The 17,416-nt window shown below is 65.5% G+C and carries 17 protein-coding genes; 8 read left to right on the top strand and 9 right to left on the bottom strand.

Annotated features, from left to right (window positions below; genetic code table 11):
* The first annotated feature begins 20 nt into the window (after positions 1-20).
* Positions 21-959 (top strand): DMT family transporter, encoded by a 939-nt coding sequence (locus tag ACODTJ_RS02590; RefSeq protein ID WP_454655679.1) that lies wholly within the window; start codon positions 21-23, stop codon positions 957-959.
* 4 nt (positions 960-963) lie between these two features.
* Here ACODTJ_RS02590 and bla read toward each other — a convergent pair whose 3' ends face one another.
* The 6 genes from bla to ACODTJ_RS02620 form a co-directional block, all read right to left on the bottom strand.
* Positions 964-1,965 (bottom strand): class A beta-lactamase, encoded by a 1,002-nt coding sequence (gene bla, locus ACODTJ_RS02595; protein WP_454655680.1) that lies wholly within the window; start codon positions 1,963-1,965, stop codon positions 964-966.
* Between the two features lie 69 nt (positions 1,966-2,034).
* A complete protein-coding gene (gene serA / locus ACODTJ_RS02600) occupies positions 2,035-3,624 on the bottom strand; it encodes a phosphoglycerate dehydrogenase (RefSeq protein WP_454655681.1) in 1,590 nt (529 codons plus the stop codon).
* A gap of 229 nt (positions 3,625-3,853) precedes the next feature.
* Complete coding sequence (locus ACODTJ_RS02605) at positions 3,854-5,032, bottom strand: phosphoserine transaminase (RefSeq protein ID WP_488847519.1); 1,179 nt, start codon at positions 5,030-5,032, stop codon at positions 3,854-3,856.
* A 459-nt stretch (positions 5,033-5,491) separates the two neighbouring features.
* The gene (locus ACODTJ_RS02610) at positions 5,492-6,088 is read right to left on the bottom strand and encodes a hypothetical protein (RefSeq protein ID WP_454655683.1); all 597 of its coding nucleotides are present in this window, start codon (positions 6,086-6,088) and stop codon (positions 5,492-5,494) included.
* Positions 6,089-6,413: 325 nt separating this feature from the next.
* On the bottom strand, positions 6,414-6,752 hold the full coding sequence (locus ACODTJ_RS02615; RefSeq protein ID WP_454655684.1) for an endonuclease domain-containing protein: 339 nt from the start codon (positions 6,750-6,752) through the stop codon (positions 6,414-6,416).
* A gap of 798 nt (positions 6,753-7,550) precedes the next feature.
* Positions 7,551-7,775: a hypothetical protein gene (locus ACODTJ_RS02620; RefSeq protein WP_488847520.1), complete on the bottom strand. Its 225-nt coding sequence runs from the start codon at positions 7,773-7,775 to the stop codon at positions 7,551-7,553.
* A gap of 269 nt (positions 7,776-8,044) precedes the next feature.
* Here ACODTJ_RS02620 and ACODTJ_RS02625 point away from each other — a divergent pair, with 269 nt between their 5' ends.
* Positions 8,045-8,305 (top strand): hypothetical protein, encoded by a 261-nt coding sequence (locus tag ACODTJ_RS02625; RefSeq protein ID WP_336811037.1) that lies wholly within the window; start codon positions 8,045-8,047, stop codon positions 8,303-8,305.
* Between the two features lie 104 nt (positions 8,306-8,409).
* Here ACODTJ_RS02625 and ACODTJ_RS02630 read toward each other — a convergent pair whose 3' ends face one another.
* Together ACODTJ_RS02630 and ACODTJ_RS02635 are read right to left on the bottom strand one after the other, a co-directional pair.
* A complete protein-coding gene (locus tag ACODTJ_RS02630; protein ID WP_454655686.1) occupies positions 8,410-8,865 on the bottom strand; it encodes an RbsD/FucU family protein in 456 nt (151 codons plus the stop codon).
* Entirely contained in the window at positions 8,859-9,719 is an 861-nt protein-coding gene (locus ACODTJ_RS02635; protein ID WP_454655687.1) for an amidohydrolase family protein, read from the bottom strand. The genes ACODTJ_RS02630 and ACODTJ_RS02635 overlap by 7 nt, the downstream gene beginning before the upstream one ends.
* 202 nt (positions 9,720-9,921) lie before the next feature.
* On the opposite strand from ACODTJ_RS02635, the gene ACODTJ_RS02640 reads away from it, so the two are divergent.
* The 5 genes from ACODTJ_RS02640 to ACODTJ_RS02660 all read left to right on the top strand — a co-directional run bounded on the left by ACODTJ_RS02640 (position 9,922) and on the right by ACODTJ_RS02660 (position 15,009).
* The gene (locus ACODTJ_RS02640) at positions 9,922-11,259 is read left to right on the top strand and encodes an ABC transporter substrate-binding protein (protein ID WP_454655688.1); all 1,338 of its coding nucleotides are present in this window, start codon (positions 9,922-9,924) and stop codon (positions 11,257-11,259) included.
* A gap of 137 nt (positions 11,260-11,396) precedes the next feature.
* A complete protein-coding gene (locus tag ACODTJ_RS02645) occupies positions 11,397-12,326 on the top strand; it encodes a carbohydrate ABC transporter permease (RefSeq protein ID WP_454655689.1) in 930 nt (309 codons plus the stop codon).
* A gap of 184 nt (positions 12,327-12,510) precedes the next feature.
* Positions 12,511-13,329 (top strand): carbohydrate ABC transporter permease, encoded by an 819-nt coding sequence (locus tag ACODTJ_RS02650; RefSeq protein ID WP_454655690.1) that lies wholly within the window; start codon positions 12,511-12,513, stop codon positions 13,327-13,329.
* 82 nt (positions 13,330-13,411) lie between these two features.
* Positions 13,412-14,308: a dihydrodipicolinate synthase family protein gene (locus ACODTJ_RS02655; RefSeq protein ID WP_454655691.1), complete on the top strand. Its 897-nt coding sequence runs from the start codon at positions 13,412-13,414 to the stop codon at positions 14,306-14,308.
* Positions 14,309-14,331: 23 nt separating this feature from the next.
* Positions 14,332-15,009 (top strand): GntR family transcriptional regulator, encoded by a 678-nt coding sequence (locus ACODTJ_RS02660; protein WP_454655692.1) that lies wholly within the window; start codon positions 14,332-14,334, stop codon positions 15,007-15,009.
* Between the two features lie 64 nt (positions 15,010-15,073).
* Here the strand turns inward: ACODTJ_RS02660 and ppk2 are convergent, their stop codons facing one another.
* On the bottom strand, positions 15,074-16,027 hold the full coding sequence (gene ppk2, locus ACODTJ_RS02665) for a polyphosphate kinase 2 (protein WP_454655693.1): 954 nt from the start codon (positions 16,025-16,027) through the stop codon (positions 15,074-15,076).
* Between the two features lie 244 nt (positions 16,028-16,271).
* On the opposite strand from ppk2, the gene ACODTJ_RS02670 reads away from it, so the two are divergent.
* On the top strand, positions 16,272-17,330 hold the full coding sequence (locus ACODTJ_RS02670; RefSeq protein WP_454655694.1) for an ATP-binding protein: 1,059 nt from the start codon (positions 16,272-16,274) through the stop codon (positions 17,328-17,330).
* Positions 17,331-17,416 lie beyond the last annotated feature (86 nt).

Here is a 17,416-nt window from a genome sequence, read left to right on the forward strand (position 1 = left end):
GGTACACGCAAGGGTATTGCATGAGCCCTTTCTCGCAACAGGGCGGAAACGTGCACCCTACCCAGACCTGGCTGCAACGCGCCTGGGGCAATGCCTATCTGCTGATGGTGTTGACCACTTTGATGTGGGGCGGCAACGCCGTGGCGAGCCGGCTCGCCGTCGACAACATCTCGCCGATGATGCTGACCTCGCTGCGCTGGGTGGCGGTCTGCGCGATCATGCCCTGGCTGCTGCGAGACCAGTTGCGCACGCATTGGCCGGTTCTGCGCGCGCATTGGCGGCTCATCGCCGTGCTCGGCACGCTCGGCTTCACCACCTTCAACACGTTGATGTATCTCGCGGCCTATTCGACCAGCGCGATCAATATCGGCATCTTGCAGGGCTCGATCCCGGTCTTCGTGCTGATGGGCGCCTTCCTGGTGTTCCGCACGAAGATCACATTGATGCAGGGGATCGGCGTCGCGGTGACGCTGCTCGGCGTCGCGGTCACGGCGAGCCGGGGCGACATCCATATCCTCATGGCCTTCCGCTTCGTGCCGGGCGACCTGCTGATGATCATCGCCTGCGTGCTCTATGCCGGCTTCACGGTCGGCGTGCGCAAGCGGCCGCCGGTGCCGGGCCTCGTCTTCTTCACGGCGATGGCGAGCTTCGCCTGCGTGGCCTCGCTGCCGCTGCTCGCGACCGAGATCGCGCTCGGCCGCTCCTATATCCCGACGCCGCAGGGCTGGCTGATCCTCGCCTTCACGGTGATCTTCCCGTCGATCGTCTCGCAGTTGTCCTTCATGCGGGCGATCGAGCTGATCGGGCCCGGCCGGGCCGGCGTCTTCGTCAATCTCGTGCCGGTCTTCGCGCCGATCCTGGCCGTGCTGATCATCGGCGAGCCCTTCGGGCTCTATCATGCATTGGCGCTGGCGCTGGTGCTCGGCGGCATCTTCATCGCCGAGCGGCTGGGGCGATAGGGCCTCAGCGCAGCGCCGAGACCGCAAGTCGCGCCACATCCGCCAATGCCGCCGTGCGCTCGTCGGCATCGGCGCGCGAGCCGGCGAGATAGGTCACGATGACGAAGCGGCGGCCATCCGGCAGGGTCGCGACGCCGATATCGTTGGTGGCGTGGTTGATGCCGTCCGTGGTGAGGCCGAGGCCGGTGCGATGGGCGAAGCGCGTGCCCGCCGGCAGGCCGGCCTTGAGCCGGTCGGTGCCGACCTTCGATTCCGCGACGATCTTCTCGATGAAGGCGGTGTGGGCGGGGTCGCGCAGCCAGTTGCCCTTGGCCAAGGCCTCGAGGAACTGCGCGCTCGCTTCCGGTGTCGAGGCATCGCGCTTGTCCTTCAACGCATTCGACAGGTTGGCGATGCGCAGGCGCGGCCGCATCGCCTTGAGCTCGGCGCGGAAGGCCTTCTCGTCGACGACCTCATCCCAGCCGAAGCCTTTGAGCCCGTAGATCTCCGGCTGGAACAGGCGTTCGTAGCGATCGATGGACATGCCCTGGACGCCGCCGTCGCGCAGCATCTTGGTCACCACCTGGGGCCCGCCGATCTCACGCATGAGCAGGTCGGCTGCGGTGTTGTCGCTCTCGCCGGCCGCGAGGCGGATCAGTTCGCGCAGCGGGTAGTCGTTGCGCTCGCCCTTGAAGGCCTTGGCCAGCGGGCTGTGGAACAGCGAGAAATCCTTGCGGGTGACGGTGATCGGCTGGTCGAGCCTGAACTTGCCGGCCTCGACCTGCTGCAGCACGGCGACCGCCAGCGGCAGCTTGAACACGCTCTGCATCGGGAAGGTCTCGGAGCCGCGATGCGACCAGAGCTGGCGGTCACGCAGGTCCATGAGCGCGACGCCGAGCCGGCCCTTGGAGGCCTGCTCGATGCCTTCGATCGCCTTGTCGAGCTTGTCGCGGTCCCAGTCGGCGAGGGCCGGAACGGCCGTCAGGCAGGCGAGGGCAACAGCGGCGAGGCGAAGGCGGGCAGACATGGAAATCCCCTGTGGCGTGCACCACAGGGGACGAGAATTGCGGCGGCGCTGGGGCGCCGGACCGGCGGATCAGAAGCGCAGGCGCCGGGCGCGTTTGACCATCGGGATCGCGTGGATCTTGTCGAGCAGTTCGTCCGAGATCGGCTCGTCGACCGAGACATAGCAGATCGCGTCGCCGCCGGGCTTGTCGCGGCCGAGCGCGAAGGTCGCGACATTGACGCCGGCGCCGCCGAGCAGCGAGCCGAACTGGCCGATGAAGCCCGGCTTGTCGGCGTTGCGGACATAGAGCATGTGCGGCGCGAACTCGGCATCGACCTGGATGTCGCGGATCTCGACGATGCGCGGCTTGCCGTCATGGAAGACGGTACCGGAGGCATGGCGCGGCATGTCCTCGGCATCGACGACGATGCGGATGACGCTTTCGAGATTGCCGGCGACCTCGCGGGTCAGCTCCTCGACGACGATGCCCTTCTCCTTCGCGATCATGGCCGCGTTGACCATGTTGATCTCGGGCAGGAACGGCCTGAGCACGCCGGTGATCGCGGCGGCCGAGATCGCCTTGAGGTTGAGGCTCGCGACCGCACCCTCATATTCGATGCGGATGCCCTTGACGGCGGCTTCGGTGAGCTGGCCGAGGAAGGAGCCGAGCTTCTCGGCGAGATCGACGAAAGGCTTCACGCGCGGCGCTTCTTCCGCCGTGATCGAGGGGAAGTTCACCGCGTTGGTGATGGCACCCTTGAGCAGGTAGTCGCTCATCTGCTCGGCGACCTGCAGCGCGACATTCTCCTGCGCCTCGTTGGTGGAGGCGCCGAGATGCGGCGTGCAGACCACGTTTTCCAGCCCGAAGAGCGGGTTCGTCTCGGCAGGCTCGACCGAGAACACGTCGAAGGCTGCGCCGGCGACATGGCCGGACTTGATCAGATCGGCCAGCGCCTGCTCGTCGACGAGGCCGCCGCGGGCGCAGTTGATGATCCGCACGCCCTTCTTGGTTTTGGCGAGGTTCTCGGCCGAGAGGATGTTCTTGGTCTTCTCGGTCATCGGGACGTGGAGCGTGATGAAGTCGGCGCGCTTCAGCAGGTCTTCCAGCTCGACCTTCTCGACGCCGAGCGCGACGGCGCGTTCCGGCGAGAGATAGGGGTCATAGGCGATGACGCGCATCTTCAGGCCGATGGCGCGCTCGGCGACGATCGAGCCGATATTGCCGGCGCCGATCAGGCCGAGCGTCTTGGCCGTGATCTCGACGCCCATGAAGCGGTTCTTTTCCCACTTCCCGGCCTGGGTCGAGGTATCGGCCGCGGGGATCTGGCGGGCGAGCGCGAACATCATGGCGATGGCGTGCTCGGCAGTGGTGATCGAGTTGCCGAAGGGCGTGTTCATCACGATCACGCCGCGCGCGGTCGCGGCGGGGATCTCGACATTGTCGACGCCGATGCCGGCGCGGCCGATGACCTTGAGGTTCGTCGCCTGCTCCAGCAGCTTGGCGGTCGCCTTGGTGGCCGAGCGGATGGCGAGGCCGTCATACGCGCCGATGATCGCTGCGAGCTTGTCCTTGTCCTTGCCGAGGTTCGGATCGAAGGTCACGTCGATGCCACGGTCCTTGAAGATCTGGACGGCGGCGGGGGAGAGGGCGTCGGAAATCAGGACTTTGGGTGCGGGCATGGGAAGCTCCGGCTGGCGCCGCGCTAGCTAAGAGGAGCGGTCTGGCGCTGAGAAGGGGGAGGGGCGCAGCTCTCCTTCTCCCCTCGGGGGAGAAGGTGGCTCGGCGAAGCCGAGACGGATGAGGGCAGCGCAGGTCGAAAACGTTGGCGGTGGCGAGGGCCAGCGGCGACTGTCGCGTTGCCCTCACCCCAACCCTCTCCCCCGAGGGGAGAGGGGGCTTAGGTCGCGCTTACGCCGCCTTCTTGCCAAGCGCTGCCTTCGCTTCGGCAAAGGCATAGGCGATCCAGGGCAGCAGCGCTTTCACGTCGCGCGACTGGACGGTCGCGCCGCACCAGATGCGCAGGCCGGGAGGGGCGTCGCGGTAATGGCCGAGATCGTAGCCGGCGCCGGCCTTCTCGATGATCGAGACGACCTGCTTGGCGAAGGCCGCCTGCGCGTCCGCCGGCAGCGCCGTCACGGCCGGGTCGGTGAACTTCAGGCACACCGACGTGTTGGAGCGCGTCTTCGGCTTCACGGCCAGGAAGTCGATCCAGTCGTTCTCGCGCACGAACTTGGCGATGACGCGGGCATTGCCGTCGGCGCGCTTCACCAGGCCGTCGAGCCCGCCGACCTTCCGGGCCCATTCCAGCGCGTCGATATAGTCCTCGACCGCGAGCATGGAGGGGGTGTTGATGGTCTCGCCGGTGAAGATGCCCTCGATCAGCTTGCCGCCCGAGGTCATGCGGAAGATCTTCGGCAGCGGCCAGGCCGGCTTGTAGCTTTCGAGCCGGGCGACGGCGCGGGGCGAGAGCACGATCATGCCATGCGCGGCCTCGCCGCCGAGCACCTTCTGCCAGGAGAAGGTGACGACATCGAGCTTGGGCCAGTCGAGGCGCTGGGCGAAGGCGGCGGAGGTGGCGTCGCAGATGGTCAGCCCCTCGCGATCGTCGGCGATCCAGCTCGCGTCGACGACGCGCACGCCCGAGGTGGTGCCGTTCCAGGTGAAGACGACGTCGCGGTTCTTGGTGTCGACCTTCTTGAGGTTCGGCAATTCGCCATAGGGCGCATCGAAGGTGCGGACATCCGCGAGCTTGAGCTGCTTGACGACATCGGTGACCCAGCCGGCGCCAAAACTTTCCCAGCTGACCATGTCGACGCCGCGGGCGCCGAGCAGGGACCAGAGCGCCATCTCGACGGCGCCGGTATCGGAGGCTGGCACGATGCCGATGCGGTAATCGGCGGGGACCTGCAACACCTCGCGCGTCAGGTCGATCGCAGCTTTCAGCTTGCCCTTGCCGATCTTGGCGCGATGCGAGCGGCCGAGCGGGGCGTCGGAGAGGTTCTTGAGGGCCCAGCCGGGGCGCTTGGCGCAGGGGCCGGACGAGAAATTAGGCACGCGCGGACGCGTGGCCGGAGCAGTATTCGCCATCGATGTCTCCATCCTTACAGATGGGCGCGCCCCGTTGGGGGGGCGTGTCCCGTCGATGGGGGTAGGATGGGAGGGCGGGGGGAGTCAAGTGACGCTAAGGTAGCAGAGCCTTAGGTTGAAGTTTGCCTTGCCCATTTTAATTGCATGAGAAAATCTTACTCGCGATAGCTCTCGGGGGATATGATGGCCGACGAAAATGACATCGCACGCGGAGTCGTTCAGATCGCGAATGCAAATGGCGGTCTTTGTACCTACAAGCGTGCCTATCGCGAAATTCCAAACCACGTGCGACTGAGCGCAGCTAACCTTGCCCCTTCAGTTACGCGCCCTGGCGAGCCGATGTGGCATCAGTTGGTGCGAAATATTAGGTCGCACTATCAAACTCCCGGAAACTTTATTCACGACGGCCACCTGACCCACGTTCCGGGCGTCGGCTATCGAGTATGAAGTGAGGCACCGTTAGTTGAAGCGGTGCTTATAGCCGGGTTTGAACCATTTCAATTCAGTCCCGCTAGGTGCGTCTTTGTCCCAGACGAACCACGCGTAAGCGGTGGTGCCGCTGCCTTGTTGAATAGCGCCTGCGGGATAGAAGGTGATCCTCTCGCTAAATACCCAGACGCGGCTTGGCGGGCATTGAGAGAAAATAGTGTTTGCGCGGTTGGCGCCCTCAAGGAAAGCAAGCCGCAACAAGAGCGCGAACTTGTGTTTTGCTTGGCTAACGCCAGATCTAACGAAGCCCTCAGCCGCGTTATATGGTGGGTTGGTCACGATGTTGTCGGCGCGACGCTTCGCTTGAAGGAAGTCAATCCCCGAGTCGCCGTAGCCTCGATCGTATAGATCGGAACTGATCACAGACCGAGACGCGTGTTCGAGGACTCGGGACATTGCCCCATTTCCGCAGGCACTTTCCCAAATTTCACCGTTGAAAGATTCATTGTCGATCAGCGCGTGGGTCGCCCAAGCGGGGGTCGGAAAGAAGTCCGGTCCGTTCAGGTCGGCAAACCGTTTGGTGGTTGGCTTGAAACCACCATTGAGATTGTAAGTGCTGTCGGTCACGAATCACCTCTTTCAAGAAAATATATACGAATCAATAACTTAAAACACCATTAAGTGTGAGGTGAGTGTCATACGCTAAGCTCCGCCCGCAATGCGATTATGCTGTGCTGAAGCCGATGGGGCGCGGGGAACCCCTCTCCCGGATGGGAGAGGGGCAGGGGTGAGGGACCGCCGCCGATTATTGGAACGCGGCGGAGCCCGTTGCGACTCTTTGCGGATAGGGCAGGCCCTCATCCCTGCCCTTCTCCCACACGGGAGAAGGGTTCCCCGCGCCTTATTCGGAGTGGTTGAGGTTAAGTCGCGATGAGAGAGCAGGGCGCGAACTCTATCCGCCAATAGTCCTGCGAATGGCAGCGATAACCATGTCCCTGTCATCCAACACCTCGGCATTGCTGAAGCGGATCACCTTGAAGCCGTAGCGTTCAATTTCCTCCCTCCGCGCGACATCGTAGTCCGCTTCCCAGCGATGCTGCCGGCCGTCGATTTCAACCACCAGCTTTCGGTTGATGCAGATGAAATCGACTGTGTAGCCGAGCAGAGGAACCTGCCGGCGGAACTTCAGTCCGTCGAGCTGGCGGTTGCGTAGCAGCGACCAGAGGATGTCCTCCGGCTTGGTGGCGTGTCCTCGGAGTTGTCGAGCGAATTGTCGCTGTTCGGTTGTCATCGGGCGCGGATGTTGAACGCGTGAGCCCTCGCGATCAACGGCAGTCCCTCACCCCTGCCCCTCTCCCATTCGGGAGAGGGGTTCCGCGCGCCTAACCACAGCCGTTCAGAAAACTTATCCCCGCCCTCGCGCCTCGCCCCTATTCTCACCCCACCTCGTCCCCGAGGGGCAGCCATCCGGAGGTATGCCGTTGGCGGGGCGGGGGCGGCGCCTGCGGGTGGGGTTACGACCCACTCCCGGGAGGCTTCGGGGCACCGCCCTGGGGACATTACGATCCCTGTGCGAGGAGCTCGCTGGAAGGCATGGCGGCACCGCATCTGCGGGGCCAGGACGCGACAAGGCCGGCAGCGGACCGAGAACGGCTTAGCCCTTTTCGGGATCATCCGCTGCACGAGACAAAGGAGATCGCGCAAGCGTCTCTGCCGAACTGGCGTCGAGGCCCGCAGGTCAGCGAAACGCCCTGCCGTATAAGCGCGGCCCGGAGACTTAAGAACGCCGTCGAGCGGAGCGCCACGGGGCGTGCGGATGGTGGCTCAATCCATCCGCGCCGCATCCTGGCTCAATGGAAGCGGCCCGATACCTCCGCGCCTCGCGGCGCTCCGCTGCCCCTCATCGATCAACGCACGCGGCAACGCGGGCGGGGATTCGGTGTGCGTTCCTTCTCCCCTCGGGGGAGAAGGTGTCTGCGAAACAGACGGATGAGGGAAGGACACGCGCCGGTACAAGGCGACCCTCATCCGTCAGCGCTGCGCGCTGCCACCTTCTCCCCCGAGGGGAGAAGGAAAGAGGCCGCGCCCCTCAATCCCCCGTCATCGTCATTTCGGCGTCGATCGCCTTCATCTTCGGATTGGCGGCGCAGAAGGCCCTGATCTTTGCCGTGACAGTGGCCGAGTATTCGCTCTTGCGGTGGCCGCCGGATTTCAGCCAGTCGGCGCAGTTCAGCTCCCGGTCGGTGATCTGGGCGGCGGCCGGGGCGGCGAGGAGGAGGCCGGCAAGGGCGGCAAGCAAGGCGAGGCGGGGCATGGTCTGGTCCTGAACGGGCGGCCGCATCGCGGCTCAAGCCTCGGGCGCCGCTCCTGCTAGTGCATCGGACCGGAAAGGGGAATCCATTTTCCGGGCACATCCGATGCCACAGCAAAAGCCGGCATTTCGTGATAGGCAGCGGCTTAATCCGCTGTAGCTTTTCCGGCGAACAGAGTTCGCCTCCAAAGCTTCAGCCTTTTGTTTTGACGCAATTCCGGACGCAAAACCGCTTCGCACTTTTGCTGGAATGGCTTGGAGGTAACGACATCATGGCCCGCAAGACCCCCGAACAGCTCGCCCAGGAATTCGAGGGCCGCAAGGCCAAGGGGCTGGCCAAGGGCGGGGCGGCGTTTTGGCCGAACATTATCGCCAACGCCGTGCTGAAGCTCACCCAGCAGCGCGCCGAGATCACGCCCGAGACGCTGATCGCGATGATCGAGCGCGAGGCGCCGACGCTGGAGGTCACGGTCCGCTCCGGCGCGGTCGAGGCCGTCGCGCGCCTGAAGCAGGCCATCGCCAAGGGTTCGTGAGCTAGAGCATTTCCGGCGAACACAGGTTCGCCGAAATTGCTCTAACCTTTTGTTCTTGCGCAATTCCGGACGCAAAACCGCTTCGCACTTTTGCTGGAATTGCTCTAGCCCGGCTCGCCGGCGATGACGCCCTTGCGCAGCAGGAAGCAGCCATAGGGACGGGGGTCGCCGACCTGCACGACCGCGAAAGCCCGTCGCGCCTGCTCATAGAAGGCGAAGCGCTCGATGCCCACGAGAGGCGAGAGGCGGCCGATCGCCCGGTCGATCTCGGCCTGCACGGCGCGCTGGACATCGGGGATCGAGGCGGCATCGCCGACCACTTCCATGCGCCTGACAGGCTCGGGCTCGAAATCGTCGATCGGCAGCACCGAGAGGATGGCGCGGGCGGCGCGCTGCATCGTCAGGCCGGGCAGGCGGATCAGGCGGCCGCTGGTGGTCGAGCTGGCGATGGTTTCGGCGGGGTGGTTGGCGTCGACCAGCGCGAGGTCGTCGCCATGGCCCATCGCGGCGAGCACCCAGAGCAGGTCGGCGGAGAGGACGGGGTCGAGGTTTTTCAGCATGACGGGCGGCGGCCCCTCTTCGTCAGGTAGATGCGGGCGGCGTTGCCGCCGAAGATCGCGGCGCGCTCGGCCTCGTTGAGTGTCGCGGTGAGGCGCTCGGCGGCAGCGAGCCACTGGTCGTAAGCAGCGGCGAGTGTCGCGACCGGCCAGTCGCTGCCCCAGAGCAGGCGCTTTGGCCCGAAACAGGCCAGCAATTGGGCGACGGCGGGCGCCAGCGTCGCCTCGCGCCAGCCGGGGCCGGCTTCGGTGACGAGGCCGGAGAGCTTGCAGGTCGTGTTCGGCCGTGCCGCCAGCGCCGCGATGCCGCCGCGCCAGGCGGAGAGATCGGTGCCGGTCAGGTCGGGCTTGGCGCCGTGGTCGATGACCACGGGCAGTTCCGTCTCGCGCTCCAGCAACTTGAGGAGGGCGGGGATCTGCGGCGGCTTCACCAGCGCGTCGAAGACGAGGCCGTGCTCTCTGAGCGCCGCGAAGGCCGGAGCGAGGGCGGGCTTCGCGAGCCAGTCGGGATCGGGGATGTCCTGCGCCATGGGGCGCAAGCCGACGAGCAGCGGATCGGCGGCGAGCGCGGCGATGCGGGCGGGGGCGTCGGGTGCCTCGAAATCGGTCCAGCCGACGACGCCGGCGACGAAGGGCGTGGCGGCGGCGATGGCGAGCAGGTGATGCGTCTCGGCCTCGGTCGGTGCGGCCTGGACGAGGATGGTCGAGACGATGTCGTGCTGCGCGAGATGCGGGGCGAGATCGGCGGGCTCGAAATCGCGGTAGATCGGCTTCAGGGCCGGTGTCAGCCAGCCATAGTCGCCGCGGGAAAGCCGCCAGAAATGCTGGTGGGAATCGATGCGGGGCGGGCTCGTCACGGGCGGCTCTCGCAGGGGATCTGGCGGCGGAGAGGGATGGCGTGGTGACACTATGTGCACGCCAACATGTTAGCTTGCAACCGGCCCGAAAGGAGATTAGCGTCCAGCCCGATCACGGATGCGGGAGGCGGTCTGCGCCTCGTGTTCCGCGCGCCATCAAGGGCCCGAAACGGGCCGTGTTCAAGTCCTGGGGAGGACGTCGATGACCGATAGCATTCTCAAGCCGACCCGTCGTGTGCTGCTGGCCGGTGGCGCCGCCGCGATCGCCTCGCCCTTCGTGCTGCGCAAGGCGCAGGCGCAAGGGGCGTTCGACTGGAAGAAATTCTCCGGCCAGTCGATCGACGTGCTGCTGGTCAAGAACCCGCGCTCCGACCTGATGCAGGCGGCGGAGAAGGAGTTCACCGAGCTCACCGGCATCAAGGTCTCGGCCGAGCAGGTGCCCGAGCAGCAGCAGCGCCAGAAGGCGGTGATCGAGTTCGCCTCGGGCAAGCCGAGCTTCGATGTCAGCGGCATCTCGCTGCATGTGCAGAAGCGGATGGCGGCCAAGGGCAAGTGGTTCGAGAATCTCGAGCCCTTCATCAAGAACCCGTCGCTGACCGCGCCCGATTTCGACTTCGCCGATTTCGGCGCCGGCCCGGTCGCCTATGCGCGGCAGGCCGATGGGGCGCTCGATACGATCCCGTTCTTCGTCGATTACTGGATGGTCTACTACAACAAGGAGCTCTTCGACGCGAAGGGCGTGGCCTATCCGAAGACGATGGACGAGATGTTCACCGTCGCGCAGAAGCTGCACGATCCCGCGAAGGGCGTCGCCGGCTTCGTCTCGCGCGGCCTGAAGAACGCCAACGTCCCGGTCTGGACCTCGCTGATGCTCGGGCAGGGCATGGAGACGACCTCGCCGGACGGCAAGCTGCAGACCGACACGCCGGAGGCGATCTGGGCGGCCGATCTCTATCGCAAGCTCAACAAGGAGACCGGGCCGGTCGGCCAGGTCGGCTTCAACTGGAACGAGTGCCAGACCACCTTCATGCAGGGCCGCGCCGCGATGTGGCTCGACGGCATCGGCTTCGCCACGCCGCTGGAGGACCCGACCAAGTCGCGCATTGTCGGCAAGGTCGGCTATGGCGTGACGCCGCCGGGGCCGAAGGCGCATCATGCCGGCATGTTCGCCGACGGCATGGGCATCTCGCGCGGCTCTTCCAAGAAGGAGGCGGCCTGGCTCTACCTGCAGTTCATGACCAACAAGAAGAACCAGATCGCCATGCTCAAGGCCGGCGCGGGCGCGCCGGGCCGTTCCTCGGCCTATCTCGATACCGAGACGATCGCGCAGTCCAAGTTCGGCAAGCAGTATTTCGACTGCCTGCTGGCCTCGGCCAAGATCGCGCGGGCCGGCCTGCCGCAGATCGTGCCGGTGACCGAATTCCGCGACGTGTTCGGGGTGGCGCTGACCAATGCGATCGGCGGAGCGGATGTCGCGGCCGAGCTGAAGAAGGCGACCGAGACCTTCGCGCCGGTGCTCGCCAAGAGCGAGCAGGGCTGAGGCAACTCAAGGCAGGAAGCGTCATGGTCGGGCTTGTCCCGACCATCCACGTCTTCGCTGACCGAGGTCCGTGTTCAAGACGTGGATGCTCGCCACAAGGGCGAGCATGACGATGGGTTTTAAGTGAAGCAGACCACATGACCAGCACGTCCCTGCCAGCCGATCTCGCCAGCCCGGCGCCTGCGGGCGCCGCTTCGGCCTCGGCGGATTTCACGCCGCGCTATTGGCTGTTCTCGCTGCCGGCGGTGCTGGTCATCGGGGCCGTGATCGTCTTCCCCTGGCTGTTCACGCTCTACATGTCCGGGCAGGACTGGAAGATCGGCGGCGGGGTGGAGTTCGTCGGCCTCGGCAATTTCGTCGAGCTGATGAAGGATCAGCGCTTCATCGAGTCGATGGGGCATACGGCCTATTTCACCGTGCTGGCGGTGGTGCTGCCGATCGTGTTCGGCACCGCGGCGGCACTGGTCTTCCATCGCGAGTTCCCGTTCCGGGGCCTGCTGCGCACGATCTTCGTCATGCCGATGATGGCGACGCCGGTCGCTGTCGCGCTGGTCTGGACGATGATGTTCCACCCCCAGCTCGGCGTGCTGAACTACCTGCTCTCGCTCGTCGGCATCGGACCGTCCGGCTGGGTCTACGAGCCGTCGACGGTGATCCCGACGCTGGTTCTGGTCGAGGTCTGGCACTGGACGCCGCTGGTCATGCTGATCGTGCTCGGCGGATTGGCCGGGCTGCCGCGAGAACCCTACGAGTCCGCGCTGATCGACGGTGCCAATGACTGGCACATGTTCCGGCATATCACGCTGCCGTTGGTCTGGCCCTTCATCATGGTGGCGATCGTCATCCGCACCATCGACGCGCTGAAGGCCTTCGACACGATCTTCGTGATCACGCAGGGCGGGCCGGGCACGGCGTCGGAGACGCTGAACATCTTCCTCTATCTGCAGGCCTTCCAGTTCTACAAGATCGGCTACGCCTCGGCCGTCGTGGTGATCTTCTTCGTCATCATCATCATGCTCTCGCTGCTGCTGCTCTATGCCCGGCAGAAGTCGAAGTGGAACGCGTGATGAGTGAGTCTATCAGCTTCATCGCCTTGGCTCTTCGTGTGGATGTCCACGCACCGTCATCCCGGGCTTGCCCCGGGATCCATCGGAGGGCTCGGCGCTCTACGATGGATCCCGGAGCTCCGCTTCGCTCCATCCGGGATGACGGCGTCCTTTCTTGCCGCAGCGTGGCGAGGGGAGAGCGTCCATGAACCGCACGCTCAAAAAGTTCGGCTTCTGGGCTTCGGTTTTCGTGCTGGTCTCGCCGGCGGTGCTGGTCTTCCTCTGGATGATCTCGCTCTCGCTCAAGAACGAGCTCGACAATACCGCCTTCCCGCCGGTCTTCATCCCGAACCCGCCGACGCTGAAGAACTATGTCGATGTCTTCGCGCAGAACAATTTCGGGCTCTATCTCTGGAACTCGATCCTGGTCACGGGCGGGGCGGTGCTGCTCGGCCTGCTGGTCGGCGTGCCCGCCGGCTACGGCATCGCGCGCGGCAAGGCGCATAAGTTCGCGGTGCTGATCCTGGTCGCGCGGATGACGCCGGCCCTGTCCTACCTGATCCCGCTCTTCCTGTTGTTTCAAATCACAGGATTGGTGGGCTCCATTACGGCGTTGGTGATCACCCATCTCGTCATCACCATCCCGATTATCGTCTGGATCATGATCGGGTATTTCGAGAACGTTCCGATGGAACTGGAGGATGCCTCGCGCATCGACGGCGCCACGACCTGGCAGGCCTTCCGCCATGTCGCGCTGCCGCTGGCCAAGCCCGGCATCGTCGTCGGTGGCATCCTCGCCTTCATCTTCTCCTGGAACAACTTCATCTTCTCGGTCGTGCTCGGCGGCAAGGCGAGCCGGACGTTGCCTTCGGCCGTCTACAACTCGCTGACCTTCGAGCAGATCTCCTGGGGACCGCTGGCGGCGGCGGCGCTTCTGGTGACGCTGCCGGTGCTGCTGGTCACCGTCGTCGCCCAGCGCCAGATCGTCGCCGGCCTCTCCGCCGGAGGTCTCAAGGACGGCTAGCAAAGGCCTCGGGAGCTGCTTGCGGGCAGTTCTGTCTTCATACTAACATGTCAGTCAACGCTCAGTCCTGAAAGCTCATTCCATGGCCTCCGACCAGACCCGCTTCGGCCTTTCCTGCGCGATCACCACCCCGATGCGGGAGGGCGGCGGCATCGACCTGCCGCGTCTCGTCCACCATGCCCGGCACGTGCTGGCGCGCGGCTGCGATTCCGTCACACTGTTCGGCACGACGGGCGAGGGCGCCGCACTGGGTCTTCCGGCGCGCACCGCGATGATGGGCGCGCTGATCGGGGCGGGGATCGATCCGGCCAGGCAGATCTATGCCGGTATCGCCGCGGCCTCGATGCATGAGGCGGTGGAGCAGGCGCAGCTCGCGCTCGATGCCGGGGCAAAGGGGTTGCTCGTCGCGCCGCCCTTCTACTTCAAGGGCGTCAGCGATGACGGGCTCTATGCCTGGTTCTCGCAGTTCTTCGAGAAGCTGGGGCCGGCGGCGCGTAATGTCGTGCTCTACCACATCCCCTCGGTGACGGCGGTCGACATCAGCATCGCGCTGGTCGAGCGGTTGAAGACGGCGTTTCCGGGGCTGGTCATCGGGGTGAAGGATTCCTCCGGCAGCTATGCCAATACCGAGGCGCTGCTGAAGGCGCATGGCGAGCTTGCCATCCTGGTCGGCGACGAACGCCAGCTCGCCAAGGCGGTGCGCAATGGCGCGCAGGGCACGATTTGCGGCGTCTCCAACCTGGTGCCGGAGCTGGTGCGCCCGATGGTCTATGAGGGCAAGGACAGCCCTGTGGTGAACGCGCTGGTCGACGAGATCTGCTCGCATCCGGTGCTGGCGGCGGTGAAGGCGCTGGTCGGCCATATCCATGGCGATCCCGGCTATGGCGCGATGCGCCCGCCGCTGGAGGCTTTGGATGCGGCGACCCGCAAGCGGCTCTTCGCCGCCTTCGATTCGATCACGCAGGCGAAAGCGGCCTGAGAAGGAAACCGGAAGGAGAGACCGTGAACGAGCCGGAGCAGGAGCCGCGCGAGGGCGAACCGCTGAAGCTGCGGGAGCGCGCCTATGCCTCCTTCACCGAGCGATTGCTGGCGCGCGAGATCAAGCCCGGCCAGTTCGTGACACAGCGCGAACTCGTCGCGATGACCGGCTTTCCGCTCGGCGCCATCCGCGAGCTGGTGCCGCGACTGGAGGCGGAGGGGCTGATCAAGACCGTGCCGCAGCGCGGCATGCAGGTCGCCCATGTCGACCTCAACCTGATCCGCAACGCCTTCCAGTTTCGGCTCTTCCTGGAGAAGGAGGCGACGGCGCTCTACACCCAGAACGCCACCGACGACGAGATCGCCGAGCAGCGCGCGCGTCACGAGGCGATCATCGCGCGGGCCGAGGCCGGCGGAGACGAGCGCCTGATCGAGGATGCCGAGGATGTCGATCGCCTGATGCACGAAGCGATCATCGACCATCTCGACAACGACATCGTCAGCCAGGCCTTCCGCGTGACCTGGCTGAAGATCCGGCTGATCCGCCAATACGAGACGCGCATCCAGAACCACATCCTGGTGCCGGTGATGCAGGACCATCTCAAGATCATCGCCGCGATCGAGAGCCGCGATCCCGAGCGCGCCGCGGACGAGATGAGCATCCATATCGGCAACGCCCGCGCCCGGGCGATGCAGTACTGACGAGCGCGATCGTCATGGCTGGAGGAAACGGACCAGGCGATCGGGTCTTGAGGCGGCCGAGATGCTACCCGCCCTCGGGCTCGCCGCCATCATCGAGATAGCGGCTGACCGGAATGACGATCTCCTCGTCCAGCGTGCCGATCGCCGACTCGTCCTTGTCCTTGTAGGGGACCATGCGCAGGACATGGCGGATGGCGTTGAGGCGGGCGCGGAGCTTGTCGTTGCTGCGCACGACATGCCAGGGCGCGGCCTCGGTCGAGGTGCGGGAGAGCATTTCGTCGAAGGCGCGGGAGTAGTCGTCGAAGCGCGGGATGGATTCGAAGTCGATCGGCGAGAGCTTCCAGCGCTTGAGCGGGTCGTGCCAGCGGGCGTGCAGGCGCGTCATCTGCATCTCGCGCCCGATGGTCAGGAAGAGCTTGATCAGGCGCACGCCGTCGCGCGCGAGCATACCTTCAAAGGCAGGCGCCTCACGCAGGAAGTGCTCGGTCTCCTCGGGCTTGCAGAAGCCCATGACGCGCTCGACGCCGGCGCGATTGTACCAGGAGCGGTCGAAGAACACGATCTCGCCGGCTGTGGGCATCCGCACGGCATAGCGCTGGAAATACCATTGGCCCCGCTCGGTGTCGGAAGGTTTTGACAGGGCGACGATGCGGGCCTGGCGCGGATTGAGATGCTGGGTGAAGCGGGCGATGGTGCCGCCCTTGCCGGCGCCGTCGCGGCCCTCGAAGACGATGACGACGCGCTCGCCATGCTTGCTCGCCCAGCGCTTCAGCTTCTGCAATTCGATCTGCAGCGGTTCCATCTCGCGGTTGTAGCGCTTGCGCTTCATCCGCTTGCCATAAGGAAAATTCCCGCTGTGGTAGGCGGCGTCGATGATGGCTTCCGGCAGGCTGTCGGCCTCGATATCGAAGTCTTTCGCCTTGCTGGATTTGGTGCGGGTCTTGGCCGGCTTGGCGTGATCTTCCGACGGCACGACGATCGGTTCCTTCACGTGCGAACCCGAGAATTTCTTCGCCATCGGCAGGCTCCTCTTTCACAAGCAGCCTAGCCGGCTAGAGCAATTCCGCAATTCCCCGAATGGCGCGATAGCTCCAGCTCCTTGTTTTGTCGCATGTTCGCTGACGCGGCCCTTCGGTTCTTCACGCGAACCGGTGTCCACTTCGCTCGAAAATGCTCCGGGTCGCGGAAGGGAATTGACGCCTGCCGCGCTTCCGCTCAGGAAGAGGCCCCGTCGGCATCCGCCGTCTGTCTCCGGGCTTCCCATGGTCGATCTCTCCGCTTCCAATGCCGCGCTGGTGCGGGACGTGATCGAGGCGATCGGTGCGCCGGCCGTGCTGCTCGACGGACAGGGCGTGGCGCAGGCGCTGAGCCCGGCCATGCAGGCGCTGATCCCCGGTGTTGCCGTCGGCAAGCTTCTCGCGCTGGTGCTGCGTGACCCCGATCTCAACGATGCGATCGAGCAGGTGGCGCTGGAGGGCGGCCGCAAGACCGTCGAGCTCGTCGAGCGGGTGCCGGTCGAGCGGACTTTCCGCATCCATATCGCCGCGCTGCGTGACAGCGGCCTGCGCCATGCGACGCTCTTGACCTTCCAGGACCTGAGCGAGCAGCGCGTGATCGAGCGCATGCGCGTCGATTTCGTCGCCAATGCCAGTCATGAATTGCGTACGCCTCTGGCCTCGCTGCTCGGTTTCGTGGAGACCCTGCAGGGGCCGGCGCGCAACGACGAGCGGGCGCGGGAGCGCTTCCTCGCCATCATGCGCGAGCAAGGCCTGCGCATGGCCAGGCTGGTCGATGATCTGCTTTCGCTGTCGCGGATCGAGCAGCGGGCCCATGTCGCGCCGGATACCCCGGTCGATCTCGCCGGCATCGCCCGCGAGATCGTGGATTCACTGACGCTGATGGCGCGCGAGCGCGATGTCACGCTGGCGCTGAAGACGCCGCGCGAGGCGCTGCAGGTGCCGGGGGACCGCGACGAATTGCTGCGCCTGATGGAGAACCTCGTCGAGAACGCGATCAAATACGGCAAGCCCGGTGGGGAGGTTGCGATCACCGTCGAGACCGGCGAGAGCGAGGCCAGCTTCAGCGTACGTGACCACGGGCCGGGCATCGCGCCGGAGCATCTGCCGCGCCTGACCGAGCGCTTCTACCGGGTCGACACCGCCGCGAGCCGCGAGACGGGCGGCACCGGCCTGGGCCTCGCCATCGTCAAGCATATCGTGCTGCGCCACCGCGGGCGCCTGACGATCGAGAGCAAGCCGGGCGAGGGCGCGACCTTCAGGGCGATCCTGCCGCGTTTCGCGGCCGGGCACGCCAACGGCTAAGCTTGGGTGACGCTTGGCGGTTTCGAGCGACCCGCTTGTCATTCCGGGGCGCGCCGCAGGCGCGAACCCGGAACCCACGACTGGGT

Source organism: Allobosea sp. FG18 (assembly GCF_057809495.1).

Bases quoted from the DNA above. Each gene is read 5' to 3' on its own strand.
- ACODTJ_RS02590 (WP_454655679.1), top strand. From the start codon at position 21: ATGAGCCCTTTCTCGCAACAGGGCGGAAACGTGCACCCTACCCAGACC.
- bla (WP_454655680.1), bottom strand. From the start codon at position 1,965: ATGTCTGCCCGCCTTCGCCTCGCCGCTGTTGCCCTCGCCTGCCTGACG.
- serA (WP_454655681.1), bottom strand. From the start codon at position 3,624: ATGCCCGCACCCAAAGTCCTGATTTCCGACGCCCTCTCCCCCGCCGCC.
- ACODTJ_RS02605 (WP_488847519.1), bottom strand. From the start codon at position 5,032: ATGGCGAATACTGCTCCGGCCACGCGTCCGCGCGTGCCTAATTTCTCG.
- ACODTJ_RS02615 (WP_454655684.1), bottom strand. From the start codon at position 6,752: ATGACAACCGAACAGCGACAATTCGCTCGACAACTCCGAGGACACGCC.
- ACODTJ_RS02620 (WP_488847520.1), bottom strand. From the start codon at position 7,775: ATGCCCCGCCTCGCCTTGCTTGCCGCCCTTGCCGGCCTCCTCCTCGCC.
- ACODTJ_RS02625 (WP_336811037.1), top strand. From the start codon at position 8,045: ATGGCCCGCAAGACCCCCGAACAGCTCGCCCAGGAATTCGAGGGCCGC.
- ACODTJ_RS02630 (WP_454655686.1), bottom strand. From the start codon at position 8,865: ATGCTGAAAAACCTCGACCCCGTCCTCTCCGCCGACCTGCTCTGGGTG.
- ACODTJ_RS02640 (WP_454655688.1), top strand. From the start codon at position 9,922: ATGACCGATAGCATTCTCAAGCCGACCCGTCGTGTGCTGCTGGCCGGT.
- ACODTJ_RS02645 (WP_454655689.1), top strand. From the start codon at position 11,397: ATGACCAGCACGTCCCTGCCAGCCGATCTCGCCAGCCCGGCGCCTGCG.
- ACODTJ_RS02650 (WP_454655690.1), top strand. From the start codon at position 12,511: ATGAACCGCACGCTCAAAAAGTTCGGCTTCTGGGCTTCGGTTTTCGTG.
- ACODTJ_RS02655 (WP_454655691.1), top strand. From the start codon at position 13,412: ATGGCCTCCGACCAGACCCGCTTCGGCCTTTCCTGCGCGATCACCACC.
- ppk2 (WP_454655693.1), bottom strand. From the start codon at position 16,027: ATGGCGAAGAAATTCTCGGGTTCGCACGTGAAGGAACCGATCGTCGTG.
- ACODTJ_RS02670 (WP_454655694.1), top strand. From the start codon at position 16,272: ATGGTCGATCTCTCCGCTTCCAATGCCGCGCTGGTGCGGGACGTGATC.